This is a genomic window from Oligosphaera ethanolica, from assembly GCF_030814695.1.
Lineage (GTDB): Bacteria > Verrucomicrobiota > Lentisphaeria > Oligosphaerales > Oligosphaeraceae > Oligosphaera > Oligosphaera ethanolica.
In genome coordinates, this window is sequence record NZ_JAUSVL010000001.1 from 884292 (window position 1) to 901501 (window position 17210).

Annotated in this window: 12 protein-coding genes; all 12 read right to left on the minus strand. The window is 60.1% G+C overall.

Features of this window, described 5'->3' with window-relative positions; translation table 11 throughout:
- Nucleotides 1–455: 455 nt before the first annotated feature.
- Nucleotides 456–725, minus strand: coding sequence for a hypothetical protein (locus J3R75_RS03130; RefSeq protein WP_307259868.1), 270 nt, complete (start codon nt 723–725; stop codon nt 456–458).
- A 259-nt stretch (nt 726–984) separates the two neighbouring features.
- A complete protein-coding gene (locus tag J3R75_RS03135) occupies nt 985–2712 on the minus strand; it encodes an IS1634 family transposase (RefSeq protein WP_307259869.1) in 1728 nt (575 codons plus the stop codon).
- Nucleotides 2713–3103: 391 nt separating this feature from the next.
- On the minus strand, nt 3104–4711 hold the full coding sequence (locus J3R75_RS03140; RefSeq protein WP_307259870.1) for a sodium-dependent transporter: 1608 nt from the start codon (nt 4709–4711) through the stop codon (nt 3104–3106).
- 212 nt (nt 4712–4923) lie between these two features.
- Nucleotides 4924–6030 carry an o-succinylbenzoate synthase gene (gene menC, locus J3R75_RS03145; protein ID WP_307259871.1) on the minus strand — a complete coding sequence of 369 codons (1107 nt, stop codon included), beginning with the start codon at nt 6028–6030 and terminating at the stop codon, nt 4924–4926.
- A gap of 108 nt (nt 6031–6138) precedes the next feature.
- Nucleotides 6139–6759, minus strand: coding sequence for a penicillin-binding protein activator LpoB (locus tag J3R75_RS03150; protein WP_307259872.1), 621 nt, complete (start codon nt 6757–6759; stop codon nt 6139–6141).
- 38 nt (nt 6760–6797) lie between these two features.
- On the minus strand, nt 6798–7223 hold the full coding sequence (locus J3R75_RS03155; protein ID WP_307259873.1) for a YcfL family putative periplasmic lipoprotein: 426 nt from the start codon (nt 7221–7223) through the stop codon (nt 6798–6800).
- Between the two features lie 83 nt (nt 7224–7306).
- A complete protein-coding gene (locus J3R75_RS03160) occupies nt 7307–8539 on the minus strand; it encodes a PEGA domain-containing protein (RefSeq protein ID WP_307259874.1) in 1233 nt (410 codons plus the stop codon).
- 76 nt (nt 8540–8615) lie between these two features.
- A complete protein-coding gene (locus J3R75_RS03165; protein ID WP_307259875.1) occupies nt 8616–10088 on the minus strand; it encodes a COG3014 family protein in 1473 nt (490 codons plus the stop codon).
- 27 nt (nt 10089–10115) lie between these two features.
- A complete protein-coding gene (locus tag J3R75_RS03170) occupies nt 10116–10802 on the minus strand; it encodes an LA_2272 family surface repeat-containing protein (protein ID WP_307259876.1) in 687 nt (228 codons plus the stop codon).
- A gap of 63 nt (nt 10803–10865) precedes the next feature.
- Nucleotides 10866–13244 (minus strand): ATP-binding SpoIIE family protein phosphatase, encoded by a 2379-nt coding sequence (locus tag J3R75_RS03175; RefSeq protein ID WP_307259878.1) that lies wholly within the window; start codon nt 13242–13244, stop codon nt 10866–10868.
- Between the two features lie 62 nt (nt 13245–13306).
- Entirely contained in the window at nt 13307–14323 is a 1017-nt protein-coding gene (locus tag J3R75_RS03180) for a Gfo/Idh/MocA family protein (RefSeq protein WP_307259879.1), read from the minus strand.
- Nucleotides 14324–14395: 72 nt separating this feature from the next.
- Nucleotides 14396–17182, minus strand: a complete 2787-nt coding sequence (locus J3R75_RS03185) for a DUF6250 domain-containing protein (RefSeq protein ID WP_307259881.1) — start codon at nt 17180–17182, stop codon at nt 14396–14398.
- Nucleotides 17183–17210: the final 28 nt, after the last annotated feature.

Sequence of the window (17210 nt, forward strand, 5' to 3'; positions counted from 1 at the left end):
CATTAGCCCAAGACTTGCAGAAACTCGGAGATCATTCGTTTTGAAGCAGTGGTACATGCCGTCATGGAACCACCTGTCCTGCGGAAAAGGAACTATCTAAATCCGCTTGCAAAGTGGTCGTTAAGATGCTTTTGAATTGACTTCCAGCAGCTTTGCACAAGAAACCGCAAGTCAATTAATTCGGATCAAGAGCAAATTACAGCACCCCTTTCTAGACCCATGTTTTGTATAACAAAGACCTCAATATGTAATATATTTCAGACATATCAAGGAGAGGATAAAAATAAAGAATTCGACCAGTGATTTCCGCGATCTAACCAACAAAATACAAACCATTTTATTACAAGAAGATTCTAAAATAGAAACTTCATATATTAGAATGATTGTGCGTACCAGGCAAAAAATGAAGTGTGCTTGGCTGCGCGTAACGATGCGTAAATGGTGACTATTCCGTGTTACTTCTCGGCAGGACAAAGGCGGCTTCGAAGACAAGTTTTATTGCCCGCCTCGGCAAACTTTTTTTGACGTTTTTGGCCAGCGATTATGGCGACAAATGATCGCCAATTTTCTGCTAATTTCCTGGCTACAATTTGTGCATCTAGCCAAGCACAGGCAAGTAGAATTACGCCAAAACTTAGGGGCGGTAAAACAATTTTATCATGGGTGATTTTGCGCAGCACCACGTGCGGCAGAGCGTCCGTTTCCGGCGTCACTTCACGGGGCATATTTCTCCCGCCTCACGCGCGCAATCACGCCTGTTGGCATTTTACCGCGGCCGGTGGCATTTCACCAGTTTACCGACGCCGGTGGCGGCAGGAGCGCCGGCGCGGTGAGGAAACTGGCGACAACACGGCTTTGCTCACGCCGATGGCGGTGAGGACACCGGCGCTTTACACCAGCTTGCTAGAAGTCGTCCGAAAACGATATTTGCCTGCCGTAAGCGTGCTTTCGGCCTTTCTTTGGCCATAAAATCCTAAAAGTCGGCTAATTGCTACACGATTCAGTTACTCCCAGCAACTTCAGGAACAGGCGATCCCTCGCCACTGATTCAGTAGTCCAGCGGCGCGTCCCGGCATCGGTCTTGACCGACGTGGTTTCGACGCAATCAAACCAGTCGAATATCTGGGCCAGCGAGCGCTGCTCCAGCCAGTTTTTCAGACCTTTCTCCAGCTTCAGCTGCTCCTTGGTCTTGTTCTCCCCGTCGGTGCCAAGCTGTTCCTCAACCGCCTTTATCTTCTTGGTGATATAGCACCTGTAGCACAGGGCCACAAACTGGACAAATTGCCGGCCTCGCAGGGCATCCGGATACCACAGTCGTGGTCTGCGCCCGTCGACGCTTTCCTTTTCGTTCTTGAAAAGCTCCTCGATCTTTTCCCGCAGCCGGTAGTTCTCAAGGGCTTCGAAAACATCCATGGCACTATTGCTGACCAGGACGAAGTAGCCAAAGTATTTCCTGGCTCCAGCGCATTCCTCCTCATTGAAGGTCACGTGCAAGTTGCCACCACGGCCCACGCGTGACTGCACGAGATACCGGTCGATCCGTTTCTGCGCGGCCTCCGTGAACTCCGCCACGCCTTCCTCAACCTGCCTTTTGAGTTCCATCAGTCGCTGACGGAAGCTGACCTCGTGCTTGCTGACTAGATCATTGGATTTGAATACATGAAAGTACAGCCTGCGCTGCATAACCTCCTCGTCTCCAGCCTGTTTCTCCGCCCGCCGCCTCTGGCGCTGCCACGTGAAGGTATGCATGACTGACAAGGATGCGCCGGAAACGGCGTAGTCAAAGGGGCATACCGCGCTCATCGACTCCAGTTTGTCGCGCAAGGTCTCCACGGTATCCCTTGCCATGATCACATCCGTGTCGATCAGGGTGAGGAATTTCATATTGCGACGGCACATGTCTCGGATGTTGTCATGGCTGTAGTAGCCGGTGTCCGTCGTCACCAGCGGCTTTTCAATGTCAAAGCAGTTGAGCTGTTCGATGGCATTGTCCAGGGCGATGACATCCGGAATATTTCCCGGCTGTTTGGCGAAGGCTATCGGTTCCCTGTCCTTGACAGAATACAGGGTCAACAACTTGATGGTGTCCAGGCCGTCACGATCCTTGTTGAAGCCCCGCCGCGCTTCCTTCTGATTCTGAGAGTACGTGGAAATGGTGGTCGAATCATAGGCGATGACGGGCTTCCTCGACAGGCGAGAGGCCCGTGCCAGAAAGTAACGCTGAATACCATCCTCGTTGCAGCCAAGTGACTTGAAGAGCTCGCCGTATACATCTTCGCTGATGCCATACGAGTAGGGCAGATCATGCATGACCTGCCAGCTCTCGAGTCTCGGCAAGGTGTTGCCGTCCGTGCCGAGCCAGTAGCGAGCGATGGACAGAATCTTGTCGGCATCGCCATGGCTGAAACTGGAGCGAACATCCTGGTCGATCAGGGAACCGCGACCGGCCCATTCCAGAATGTCCGTCAGACCCACGTGCCGACGGATGGCTACGGCCTGCGCAGCTCCGAGCCCATTGGACTTCCGCGGCCGAGTCGGTACGACGTCGGCGCTTCCTGGAAGGATTTTGCCAATCAGTTTGCTTGCGCTGGTCACGGTTTTCCTGGTCTTCTGGTCGTAGTGAGTGGTGCGCTCGTAAACGTAGGTAATCCCGCTTTTGCGCTTGATGCGAGACTGACTGACGTGGACTTTTCCTGAATACGGCCTTGGCATCGTGTTCTCCTTTGCTTAACGTGTAGCAATAATTACTTTGATTGCTACATGTTAAAATGCAAGTAAAAAGCCCAACTTTTCCCGTGGAAAAATTGGGCTGCGCGCGTTTTCAGCGATTTCGTGCGACAACTAGCCGACTTTTAGGATAAAATAGCCATGACTTGTGCGAAAACAGCGGTGAGAAGCTCGGCGCGAGCCCTCTGTAGCTGACGCTCAGCGCCTTGCGGCAAACGCGAAGCGATTGCCGCAAGATGCTGATCTGAAAAGGGATAGGTGGGGGAGCGCGAGGGGGAGGAAAGGGCCAATGGCCCTTTCCTCCCCCTCGCAAAACCCAACTATGCTTTTCGGACAGGCTCTTGCTAACGCCAATGGCGGGGTGCGTGCTGGCGCCTTACACCAGCTTGATGACGCCGATGGCGTTGAGGAAGGTCACCAGCACCAGGATGGGCGTGACCAGGCGGACGAAGATGCCGAAGAGTATCGCCGGGCTGAGATGGAAGATGCCGCCGCGGCGGTAGCGTTCGTCGCGATGGAGGCCGGCCAGGAGGACGATGGCGCTTTCGTCCAGTTCGCTGCCGGCGCCCTCGCGGATTTCGGCCATGGCCTTGTCAATGCCCCACACCCAGCCGACAAAGACGGCCGACACGAAACCGCTGAGGGGCAGCAGCCAGTTGGAGCTGATCTGGTCGAGGAAGTCGAACATACTGGCGCCAGAAAAGCTGAAGATGTGCATGAACAGCGCGTCAACGCCGGGGACGTGCTCCCAGTTGCTGACGCTCACGGCAACCACCATGCCGACGAGCGATATGGCCGCCACCGACAGCAGCACGGCGTGATGCCGGCGCATGTCGCTGCTATCCAGGATGGCAGACACGACTACTTCCAGCAAGCTCACGCCGCTGGTCAGTGCCGCAATGGCCAGCGCCAGGAAAAACATGGTGTTCCACATGGCGCCAAGGCCGCCGGGCAGGAGATTGAAGGCTGTCGGCAATATATGAAAGGTCAGGCCCGGACCGGCAGCGGGCTCAAAGCCCATAGCAAAGACCACCGGGAAAATCGCCACGCCGGCCATCATAGCGATCAGCGTGTCAAGACCAATCAACTGCAGCGAACTACGAACGATGTCCGTGTCTTTCTTCAGATAACTCCCGTAAACGATGGTGATGCCCATCCCCAGGCTGAGCGTAAAAAAGGCGTGACCGAGCGCAACCAGGAAGGCCTCGGCATTCAGCTTGCTGAAATCGGGATAGAGGAAGAACTTCAGTCCGCGCGCGGCATCGGGTAGCGATATGCCACGGAGAATGAGTATGGCGACCAACGCAAACAACATCGGCATAAGGATTTTTGACCAGCGCTCAATGCCTTTTTTGACGCCGGCCCACACCACCGCGCCGCAGAGGACCATGAAGCCCAGCTGGCCGGCGATCGCGTAGAGGCAATAACGGCCCTGGGGCGATTCAAGCGTCGAAAAGGCCGCGATGGCGTCTTCCGGGGCAGCAAAATTAAGCTGGCCGCTGAGTGCCCGGATGATGTAGATAATCGTCCAACCGCCGACCACGCCGTAGTAGGCCAGAATCAGAAAGGGCGGCAGCACCCCGCAGATAAAGCCGATGAAGCGCCAGCCCTTCCAGAGGGCAAAGAGTCCGAGGATAATGGTGAGGAAGCCCACGCCATAGTGCTCGAAAGTGATTAGGACCGCGCCGGTCAGCAGCAGCAGGCCGGCAATGGCCTCGGTCCACGTGGAACGAGGCGCCGCCAAGGTCGCGTAGGCCGCAATGGGATTCTTGCCGCTGGCACGGCCGAGGGTCAGCTCGCAAATGGTGATCGGCAGGCCCACCAGCGCAATGCAACCCAGATACAGCAGCACAAAGGCACCGCCGCCATACACGCCCGTGATATACGGAAATTTCCAGATATTGCCCAGGCCAATGGCCGATCCCGCCAAGGACATCAGAAAACCCCAGTTCCCCGACCACTGCTCACGTGCTTCTTTTGCCATCAGTTGCTCTTTCCTTTTTCTGATCGGACAGATCCGACTGATCCGACTGATCATCGACCTGATCGGTCCGCGAAGAAGACAGAAGATCAGGCCAATTTCGGCCCGGAGGGCCGAACTTGGCCGAATCCGATCGGTCCGATCCGTCCGCGAAGAAGACAGAGGGGCGGTCCGCGAAAACCACGTCTCGCCGGCTCGCGCCACCCTCGGCGAGATCAGAGTACAACTTTCCGGGCCGTGTATTTCGCCAGCTTATCGGGCAAGATGTCCACTCCCAAACCGGGCTTATTTGGCACGGCGACCATGCAGCCCTGCTGGAGAACGGGCAATGGCGCGACGATGTCGTCGCTCATGTACATACTGCAGAGACCGGCGTCGGTAGGCAGCGTGCAATTAGGCAGTGACGCGGCCGCCAGGCGCGACGCCACGGCGACGCCCATGCCGACGCGACTGCCGATCCAGTTGGCCAGGCCGTATTCCTGGCAGATGTCATGCAGGCGGCGGGCCTTGTGGAGGCCACCGACGCGGCAGACCTTGATGTTGATGATATCGGCTGCGCGCAGGGCAATCGCGCAGCGCAGGTCGTGCTCGGTATGGATACTCTCGTCTAGGCAGATTGGCGTCTTCACCCGCTGCTTGAGCAGCGAATGGAAATAGATGTCAAATTCGTGCAGGGGCTGTTCGATCATCTGCAGATTGAAGGCGTCCCAGCTGGCAATGACGGCGAAATCCTGCTCACTGTAGGCATTGTTGGCATCGACCATCAGCGTGACGTCCGGATAGGCCTCGCGCACAGCCCGAATATATTGCGTGTCCTTGCCGGGGCTGACCTTGAGTTTGATGCGCCGGCGCCCCAGGGCGAGATGCTCGCCGACCACGGCCACAGTCTCCGCCGGCGTTTTCTTGATGCCGATGCTCGGGCCGGTTTCGACCTCGCCGCGCACACCACCTAGCATAGCCGCGCAAGACTGCCCGCGCTGCTTGCCCAGCAAGTCCCAGAACGCCAATTCCAGGCCGGCCTTGGCAAAGTTGTTGCCGCGGTAGTGATCGAAGGCGTCGGTCAGCTCGGCCGCGCTGGCCCAGTCGCGGCTTTTCATGATCGGCGCCAAGGCATTTTTAGCCAGATCCAGCACCGACCCGACGGTCTCGTGGGCGTAAAAAGGCACAGCGTCCACGGCGGCTTCGCCCCAGCCGACCAGGCCATCTGCTGACTCGCAGGCAAAAATCACGCCGTCCTTGGCGGTAATCTCGCCCGCGCTAATACGAAAAGGCATGCGCAAAGGAATGCGCAGCACATAGGCAGTAATGCGTTCAATCTTCATGCTTTTCTCGCGTTCCAGTGAGTGACTGGCCAAAAGATTCCCCACGCGGCGTTGGGCGCGGCGTGGGGAACGTTTCGCATAACTTATGGCCAGGATACGCCCTTCCAGCTACCAGCCCACTGAGGAGCGCCGCTGCGTCTTGCGAATCTCGTGGTCGTCCGCCCAGTCGATCTTGCCCGTGCGCAGATTGAAGAGCCGCAGGGTCAGCTTCAGGTAGGTCTCGCGAACATTGTCAGATGACTCACGCATCTCCACCAGCGTGCCGTTGAGGATGTAGTCGGGCGTATCATGGGTGCCCAGAGCGATCATCTTCTTCTCGTCCGTCAACGGGCTGTCCATCATGCCCGTCAGCACCCCCAGCAACTCCGGGTTGGTGTTGATGTCCATGAAATCGAATTTGCCGGAGTTGATCAGCTTGGTGCTGATGGCGTCCGACAGCGACTTCATGTTCAGCCCCAGCTGCATGGTTTCATTTTTGATCTGCGTCACCGAAATGGTCGGCGTCTTGCCGGGGAACTGCTGAGCCAACTTGCGGTCCAGCACGGGATTGGCCAGCAGGGAATCAACCATGACAATGGTATTCTGCTGCAAATCATACGACCCGACGCCCATGCCCAGCACCCGCGCTTCCGACGCATCGCCATACTGCGGCTGTGTCGATACGCAGCTGGCAAAGAGCCCCACGCACAGCGCCCCAAACCCACAAAGCACTACCTTGTTCATCTTCATAATCGGTCCTTTCTATGCACTCGTTTCTCAACAATCCATCAAGGCATCGGCCGAATCTGCACCCGAAAGGCCTTGGCTTCCGGATAGGGCGAGATACCCTGCAGCCGTATACTCTCACCGCCATGCAGTACCGCCTGCTGCCAGGGGCGCTTGCCGGGGTAGATTTCCATGTCGTTGGCATCGAACCACAAATAGCGGTACTCGATGGCGTAGTCGCGCTTGCTGTTATTCAGCACCTCGACCTGCGCCTGCAGAAAACCGTCGTGCTTCACCGCCGAATTGACGCTTTTCACCGAGACGTAGCGAGCCAGGCGTTGATCGTCAACGCGCAACACCGTCGCCAACTGCGGATCACCATCGACAATGGTAGCCGTGATGGACTGCCCAGCAGTCTTGGGCGATTGACAGCCCACCGCAGTGAGCATCACTACCAGTCCAGTCATCAGAGTCATAAGCAACTTCATGGTCTCGTCCTTCTTGTTGGTGCCAGGAGGCATTTGTTATCAGAACTCTCCGCCATCGCCCGCACAGGCAGGCAACGGCCCCTTCACTTCTGCAAGACTGTCGTCGGGCCATAGACCACCGGCGGCACGCCCTCGCGCGTGACGGTTAGGGTCTGCAAGGCCCCGTCCCAACGGAAATGACTCTCAGACAAAAACTTCGCATTGCCATCGGCCAGGACCGTGCGCACGTAGTCATCGGTCGCGCCGGACTCTTTGATACGCTGAACGATGGTCGTGAACATCTCCTGGTCTTTCCAGCGCGCCAGACCGGTCGCATCCAGTTCGAGCACCACATTGAAGACCTGTCCCTCCGTCAGCATGGCCTGACGGGCATAGGGCACGCAGTAGGGATAACTCACCACGACGTTATGCAGCCCCGGTGCGACCCGCAGGGTCGCCGGCACTGTACCGTAGGACACGCCGTCGATTTGTATGTCAGCACCAGGCATGTTACAGCTGAATTGCACCGCCACCAGATTGGCGGCGGGAGCCTGCGCGGGAATGCGCGACGCGACACGCGTCGACAGCCAGTCGGCACCCGTCACCACGGCCTCTTCCAGCATGTCATGCAGCACGTCTTCCGAGTTGTTGGCCAGGCCCGCCGGCGTCAATTGCGGACTGGACACCGTGACGGTCTCGCCGCCAATGGTGGCGCCGTCCTGGCCATTGGCCAGATTGAGCGACAGGCTCATGTTCAGCGTGGTAATGGCCGTCGCCGGGTCAGCGCCCCGTCTACGGGACGTAATACGCCGCAGCGATGCGGTGATCAGATAGTCGGCGCCGAGGGTCTGGGCCAGGCGATTAGCGGCGGATGCCGGCATGACTTCGCCCTCGGGCGTCGTATTCTGCATCACGCCGGCGACATTGGCCGGGTTGATGATCTGGAAATTCCGGTTGCTCAGCTCCGTGGTCAACAAGTCCGCCATGCCGCTGAGGAAATCGCGGTATTCGGCTTGAGCGTGGTTTTGCACGACCAGGACCGCCTTGGTGAGCAGCGGCGGTTGCGGCGGCGGCACCACGGTCTGCACCTCGACCGTCACCCGCTGGGTCTGCACGCCTTCACCGACCATCGCCGGCGGCGTGACCACCACCGTACCGGGCGTCGGCAGGGTCACCTCAACCGGCTTGCCCGGCTCTAGGACGACTCCTTGGGCGCCGACTGTCACTTGGCCGGCGGCGTCCTGCGCCTGCAGCCCGCCAATAGCAAGTAACAGCACTCCTAGCACAAGTGATAGCATCGGCACATTTTGTTTCATTTGCATCGTCCATGTTTTCATAGCCCAACTCTCCTTTGTTTGCGGCCCACGTGTGTTTGTTCAGACCCAACTGCTGTGGCCATCGCCCCGCGTCACCTCAGGGCAGTGGCGTCACCCGGCTGATCATGCGACCAGGCACGCCAACGATATGGACCACGGTGGTTTTGCCTGCTGAGACCGGCACGCTAATCGATTGTTGCATGTTCAGGGCGCTGCGTGGCACCAAGGCCAGCTCGTGCTCGCCGGCTGGCAATTCCAGGCGCGCCACCTGAGCGTATCGCGGCAAGAGCAGCCAGCTGCGCAGGTCCGGCTGTTCGAGCAGCGCCATGGCCAATGTCGCCGCCAGCCCCGCCGCCAAGCCCATCTGCCGTTGCATCTCGTGACCCGCGACGGCCTTCAGCGTCGCCCGGATGACCATGCGCGTGATGATCCCCGGCATCTGCTCACTGAGATCTTTGACGGCCAGGCGCTGCAGGTCGCAGGCCAGTTCAGTTACGGCCAATTCCTGCCCGCGACGACTCTGGATCGCCAAAGGCACCAGGCGGTTCGTTACCTCGGGATAATAGGGAAAGGTGATATTGACCAACGTCACCCCGGCATGCGTCGGTATGGGCACCGCCAGCTGAAAGCTCTGCTTCTCGTCCACATAGTCCTGCTCATAGAAAAACACCACGACGCCGGCGCCCGGTGCTGGTGTCACCGGCGGCGCTGCGGCCGGTTCAAGGCCAAACTCCTTCAGTTCCTCCTCGCGCTGCATGCGCCGAGCGAGGCGGCGGACGTCGTCTTGAAACGTCCGGCACGTCGGTTGCAGGCGCAGCGCGGTTTTGTAGGCCAAATAGGCATTGCTCCAATCCTGTCGGCTTTCATAGTACATGCCGCTGAAGTAGTACACGTAGGCATTTTGGAAGGAATTGCGCACTTTGGCGGCGTCTCGGTTCATGGCCGCCATCTGGTTTTGGAACGCCGGCATGCTGTCCACAGCCGAATAGGCCTTTTCGTGTCCGTCCTGCCTTTGTTTCTCCACGGCTTCGAGTTCTTCCTGGTAGCGTTTTTCGGCCTGGCCGATCTGATAGGCCAGATTGTTCACCATGACGCCCAGGCCTTCGTAATCACCCATGGCCAAGACGTTCAGCGCCTGTTGCTGCAGGAGCATAATGCGCTCGAAGCTGCGGCCGCTGTAGGGCAACGTCCGGTCATTCACCATGGTCGCCATGACCTGACTGCCCGCGCCAGTCGCGGTATAGCGGGCCTTCGCGTCCTCCTGGTCGAAGAAACTCATCGCCGCCAGGTAGTCGGCCATGCTGCCGTCGAGGTCGTCGTTGATTTGCCGCAGGCGGCCACGTTCGAGATACAGGAGCAACTGGTCGTTACTGCTGTTCAAGGCGCTGCTCAGCTGCTCGGGATTGGCCAGGCGCCCCTGCATCATCTCCAGCTTGATCTTGCCAACGACCTGCGGATGCGTCTGGCAGCCGCTGCCGGCAAGGAGCGCTAGCAGACACAGCGCGCAGCACGCGGCCAGGCGCCGGCGCCAAGCCAAATACTGCTGTGGGTGTGCGAATGTCATCGTCATCGTCATCTTGTCTTCAGCTGCTCAGATTCAGAATGCCGCGTTCAGCACGATCATGAAAGGCACATTGGAATCGCTGATGATGTTGATCAGTCCCAGCTGCAGGCCGCTCATGTTTCTAGTCATGTTGATCACACCGACCTGCAGACCGGACACCTCCTCCGCGCGATTGAAGAGGCCAATCTGGACGCCTTCCAGCCCGCCGGCGACATTGGCGCAGGCCAACTGCAGGCCCAGCACGTCTGCCGAGATATTGCCGTAGTTCACCACGCCGGCAAACTGCAGGCCCTTGAACTGCCCCAGCACGTGATTGCCAATACCGGCAATCTGGATGGCCTGGGCATTTTGGGCGACCTGGTTCCAGACGCCGGCAATTTCCAGCCCCATGACATCGCCATGGCTGAGGTTGCCCAGCACGCCGAGATCAATAAAACCGACGTTGTTGTGCTGACCAACAAAGATGTTCAGGCGCAGGCCCATGACATCCCAGTCCTCGGCCGGAAACTGCGCCGGCGGGATCAAGCCGATGCTGATGGGAAAAACGCCCGCCGTCGATACCGGCGACGGGTACACTTTGGCCGTTGGATCGGCAACATGCCGGCGTTGCGCCGGCGTTTCAATCACCGCCCGGTGCTGCGATTGGTCCGCCTGCGCCCACACCGACGGCAGCGCCAGCGCCACCATAGCCATAAGAACCAGTGTCAGCAATGTCTTCATACGTCGTTCTCCTTTCATCGCTTTGCGTTAGTGGTCGCCATGGGTCAACACGCCGTTATCGCGCTATGCTTGTCCTCTCCCGTCCAGTCCGTCGGCGGCAGACGTTGGCGGTTCTGCCGTTATCAACTTCTTGCGGATGGTCAGGATGTTCCTGCCGTCCCGGTATTCGTACTCAACCGCGTCCATGGTGTTCTTGACAATATATATACCGAGGCCGCCGATTTCCCGCTCGGCCAAAGACGCGTCCACATCGGGATCGGCTTTATCCAGGGGATTGTAGGGCCGGCCGCTGTCAATGAACTGCATAACCAGCTCCGGCGGCGCGCCCATCACTCCGCAGCGCAAAGTCGCCTCGCCCTGCCCCGGCGCATACGCGTAGTGCGCGATATTCACAAAGAGCTCCTCAACCACCAGCTCAAGCTGATTCTGCACCACCGGCGGGCAGTCGCCGTGGCTAAGCATCACCCCGAGGACAAATTCCTGCACCGCCGGCAACGCCGACAGGGCCGCCGGCACTACCAACTCGGACATACCCGGCGCCGCCGCGGCCGGCTCAAGCCCGGCTGCCGGAGTTTCTGTTGCCTCGGCACTGCCAGCAGCATTGCCGCAGTAGGTGATAGCAAGCATGGTGATGTCGTCTGCACGATCGGCGCCCGCCGCAAAGGTTTCGATATCCCGCTCGACCAAGTGGATGAGCGCTTCCACGCCCTGCTCGTTCTGCCAGCGCGCCAGACAGCGTTCCAGGCGTTCTTCGGAATACAGCTCCAGCGCGGCATTCTGCGCTTCGGTGACGCCATCGGTGTACATGAACAGCGTGTCGCCGGGCCGCAACTGGACCTCGTCCTGCTCGTAGATCTGATCGTCCAACCCGGCAAGCACGAAGCCGCTGGTGAGCGCCAGCGCCTCGAAGCGCCCGCCGACCCGCCGCAGGTACGGCGGGTTATGACCGGCATTCACGTAGCTCAGCACGCCCGTGTCGGTGTCAAGGATTCCCAGGAAGGCCGTCACAAACATGCCGGCTTCGTTGTTCGCACAGAGATGCCGGTTGGTGTCATTGAACACCTGCGCCGGCGACAGGCCCGCCTCGGCGTAGTTCTTGAGCATGGTCTTCGACGTCATCATGAACAGAGCCGCCGGAATGCCCTTGCCGGAAACATCAGCCATCACCAGCGCCAGATGCGTGCCATCAATCAAAAAGAAGTCATAAAAATCACCACCGACCTCCTTGGCTGTGTGCATGGCCGCAAAAATTTCCACGTCGCGCCGGTCAGGATATGGCGGGAAGACCGACGGCAGACTCGCGTGCTGGATGGCGCTGGCGAATTCGAGCTCGGCGTCCAGGCGGCGGGCTACTTCGGCCATTGCCTGTTTCATGGCTGACACCATGGTGTTGATGCCATTGGAGAGCATGACGAACTCCTCGTTGGCGTCCACCCGCACTTTTTCCTCCAAGTCGCCCTGGGTAATTTTCTCCAGCGAGGAGTTCACTTTGTAGATGCCGCTGATGACCACCCGCTGCACCAGCGTCGATATCAGCACAAAGACCATGGCGAAAAGAACCAGGTTGAAGACAATCATCTGCATACACATGGCATTGCGGTTCACATACATCTCGTTTTTCGGCAAGGTGCCGATGATGGTATAGCCGTTGAGGTGCTCGAAGAGACATAGCGACGGCACACCGCGCACCACGGCTGTGAACTTGCCCTTCTGTGCGCCCTTCAGACGTTGCGTCGGAATGCCGTGACTCTCCAGATTGCTGCCCAACCAACTGCTGTCGTCCACGCTGATGATGTGATTGTTCTCACAGATCATCACCACGCCCTTGGCGCCGACCCGCAGGCCAAAAATGGTTTTGCGCGGATCCACCAGATTCATGGTCTGGCGAAAACTCTCCGAACGGTACCCCACCTGCACAAAGCCCGGACCGTCTCGGCGGGGCACCCCAGCGTACTGCATCAGGGTCCGCGCGTCAAAACCAATCGGCTGGGGATCCTGCAAGAGCTCAAGCTTGGGATCGGTTAACAGAGGCATGAAAAAAGCCGATTGCGCCGCGCTGCCCATGTCGTAACCCACAAAGCGCGGCTCGGTGCTACCCACGAGAATACCACGGCCATCGGCCACGTTGATCTCGTCCACACCCAGCACGCGCAGGAGTTCCACCAGCCGCACGCCGTCGGTCGCCGCCGCCGGCGACAGCGCCAGAATATGTGCCAGCGCCCGTGCCTTGGCCAGGCCATTTTCGGCCACGTGCTTGCGCAGGATGGCCACGTTGCGCGCATTCAACGCCAGTTGCTTTTTGACATCGACCAAATTCAGCCCGATGAGCTGCTCGGCGTGTTCGTTGGCGTAATGCGTCTGTAGCGAGTAGGTCGCCACGAAAGTCACCGCGAAAGCAATGACGATGAAAAACAGCAACCATTTCAGAAACATGTTACGCATGGTTCTGCAGCCCTTTCCGGAGTGCCCTCGCCACTGCTCGGCAACCGTGTTTTCCGCGCCGTTCACAGAACAATGGCCTTGCGGGCCCGGCAGCTTTCAATCTCGGCCTTGACGACTCGGATGGTCTGTTTGGCCGACGCCGGCGTCACCGTCACAGGCTTGACGCCCTTGCGCAGGCAGTCAAAGAAATAGCACTGCTCGTTGAGGTACGGCCCGCCGGTACTGATGTTCAGCCCGCTGCTCAGCGTCTCCGCCGCCACCGGCAACTCGGGCACCTGCGCCTCGCCGCCGGCATAGACCTTCAGAGTCGGCTTGGCCGTGCTGTTGAATTCAATGCAGGCGCCGGCGAAAAAGGCCCGGTACGCGGCCGTGAACGGGAAGCCCTTGGGCGCATCGGCGCTGCCCTCGGCGCTGACCACCAGTCCGTCACCGTAGTCATAATGCGTGAAGCTATGGCAGATGCCGCCTTCGCCGTGGGGGTCCCGATGCACGCCGTAGGAGTACACTGCGCGCGGCAGCCCCAGCATCCACAAAATGGCGTCAGTATCATGAATATGGCGATCGAAGATCTGCATGCCGCCGCGCTCTTCGTCCAAATACCAGCCATTCCAGCCGGTGGACACGCCGCCGACCCGCGTCATCGACAGCGTATGCAGCTTGCCGTATTCACCCGAGTCAATCACCTTCTTCAGGAAGACGTATTCCGGCCAGAAGCGCAGGACCTGGCCGATCATCAGGACCTTGCCGCATTCGTCGGCCACCGCGCTCATGTCTGCGCAAAGCGTCTCATTGAGCGCCATGGGCTTTTCACCAAAAACATGGCAACCCGCCCGCAGCGCCTGGATGACCAGCGGAGCGTGCAGATAGGTCGGTGCGCAAACAAAAACCACGTCTAAGCCACCTGCAGCAATCATCTCTTCACCGCTGGACCAGGTCTGCACGCCGTACGCGTCCTTGGCCTGCTGCCGCAGTTCCGCCTGCGCGTCGGCCACCGCCACCAGCTGCACATCGGCATGTTTCTGCAACAGCTGCGCATGCGTCCGCCCCATTCCGCCAAATCCACACAATCCGACTTTCATGTCCATGCTCCTGTGTTATCAAACCAATGTTGCGTCCCGTATGCTCAACACCCGTGAAGAAAAAACACCGCGTCATTCGTAGGGCGTCTTCGGCGCGCCCTCGGGAAGTGTCCCCGGCGGCAACAGCGCGAATTCGTCCTGGTCGCTGGACAGCCGGAACTGCGCGACCATCATGCCGTTATGCCAGGTCCACAGCCCCAGCCGGTCTCCCGTCAGTGGCTCCGGGTCGACGACCGTCCCGACCCGCACGCCATCGACCCAGAAACTCAGCCGGCTGCCGTCCTTACGCACTTTGAGGCTGAACCAGCGGCGGTGAATCGCGCCCGTCCGCGGCACGATCACAGATGTGTTCTCCACCAGCACCTTTTTTTTGCGAAGAATCTGCGAGCCGCGATCGTCCCAGCCGCCGAACATGAAGCTGTAGCCGCTGCTGATGTCCCGGCCATCGGCGCCCAGCACGAAATTGAAGTCGCCGGCGTATTCGTATTTTTTGCCGCGGGACGTGTCCATCTTCGGGCCGACGAAGTACTCCACCGTGAGCGACTCGCCATGGCGGACTTTGTGCCAGTTGCAGGCGACGCCGTCAGGCTGCACGCCGGAGAAAAACGACCAGCGCGGGTCGCATTCCCAGCGGTTCGTCACTTCCCAGGTACCTGCAACCGGCAGCCACTGCGCCGGCGCCTCGCGGAACGAGTCCGTCTTCACGCCCGCCGCCCGCAGGGTCACTCCTTCCGCCCAGGGCCGCGTGTCGCCTTTGCCAATGCGACCGACAAAGGCCAAGCGCCGCAAGGACGCCGGCAGCGCCGCATTCCAAGCCGCCTCGCCGTCAACATAGGCGACCAGGCGGCCATCGCGGCGCTCAAGTCCCAGCGAGCGCGGCGGCCGGGTCATCTTGAGGACCAACGGCTCCTGGCCGCGATCCGGCCGGAACTGCAGTTCGTTGCTCTTGCTGTCCACGATCAGCGACGCGACGGTGTTAATCGCCGCACCGTTATCCACTTCGCTGCCCATGGCCAGTCCCCAGCGCGGCTGCGCCGCTAGCGAGCGCAGCCTCATGACGTCCATATCCACCGCCAACGCGCTCCAGAAATCGCTGCGATGCCAGTAATCCGTGTCGTCGCTGGCTTGAGCGGGCAGCCATTCGAGCACGGGATTGTTCCAGTTGCTCATGCTTTCCTCGTGGGTGAAGGTCTCCACCCGGTCGGCGACCTGCGGCAGGGGCAGCGCCGGCGCTATCCCAACCCGAGTCAACGCCGGCAACGGCGCCGTGCCCGGCCGGGCGACCAGGCTCACGCCACCGAGCCCCGCGGCCGCCAGCGGCACCCGCGCCCAGCAGATCGACTGGCCATCGAGCACCACCCAGGCATTACGGCCCAAGCAGGAAAAACGCAGTTCGCTGCTGGCCGGCAGCGCTGGCAGCGGCATACTCGCCAGCTGCTCTTCGCCGCCTGGATGCCGCCACAGTATCCGCGCCGCCGGCGCACCATCCACGCCGGGGCCGACGCGCGCCAGCAGCGCACAGCCATCGCTGATGCGCGAACGCAGTTCCAGTACGGCAGTTCCGGCGTCCATGCCGCTTACTACGCATGACACGCTGCTATTCACCAGTTCAATGCCGCCAATTTCGCCGCTGGCGACATCGTGCCAGGCCGCATCGCCCGCGCCGCTGCCCGGGAGCTGCCGCCAGACGAGGTCCGGCCACGGCGCGTCAGCCAAGTCCAGCCGGTCCACCGGCCGCACATCGACATCATCAAAGACCGTGCCCTCGCCGCCATCGCTGAGCAGACTGATACCCCCGCCCAAAAACGGCGTGCTGTCCACGACCTGCATGACCCGATGTCCGTCGACATGCACTTCCAACAGGCCGTTGAGTTGGCTCGCCGACAATTCGGTCCAGAAGCCCGGCGCAAAAACCATCGTCTTTTCCGCCAGCACCTGCCGTTCGCCATCGCACACTTTGCTCAAGACCAGCGCGGCCGGCGCCTTGCCGCTGTCCGGTCGCCAGCGTAGCTCGTAGCCGTTGCGCTCGTCAACCCGGCAAAAGCCCAGACCAAAACTGCTCCCGGGCAAGGGATGCGCCGCGCAGGTGAAGCGGTAATTCCGCCAAAACCAATAGCCGGCAATCGCCTCGCCACGCTCACCACGGCCCAGGAAGGAAAAGGGGTTGGCGCTGCGCACCGGCGTCTGCAATGCGTGCACCTGCCAGTCGCCATGAGCAACCTTCCATTCGCCCAAGGCGCCCTCGTCATGCATGAAGTTGTCACTGAACAGCAACGGCGCGATCCGTTGGCAAGACAGCTGCGGCGCCACGGCGTCAGCGGCGCTCTCGCCAGCCCAGCCCCAGGCCAGACGCCGCCATTCCTGCTGCTGCAGGGGCGCCGCCACCAGTTGCACGGCATTGCGATACAACGCCACGACATCCGACGACTTCAGCAGCGTCAAGCGATCGCCGGCAGCCAACGGCTGCGACAAGGCCGCCTCAGCCAGCGCCTGCTCGTTACCGGGACCGCCACGGCGTTCGACAATGCGCACCACATCCGCCATGATGACCACGTCAAGCTGGCAAAGCTGCCCCCACAGCCGACCCACCAGCGCACAGTCTGCACCGGGCGCCCCGGCCAGCGCCGCCGTCGCCGCAAAGGTCGCTCCCAACCGCTCACGGCTCTCCAACTGCATCCACCCAGCTGGCACGAGCGCAGCATTGCCCCCGCTTGCAGACGGCGCCAGCGACTGCCGCTGACGCCACCACAGACCGCCGCCCATGGCCAGCAAAAACAGCAAGCCGCAGCCAATACCCACATTCAGCCACGACGCGCCGCGCCTGGCCCCCTGCTGATGTCCTGCCACTTGTCCAGCCATGTGATCCCTATTGTTACCTGCGTGACGT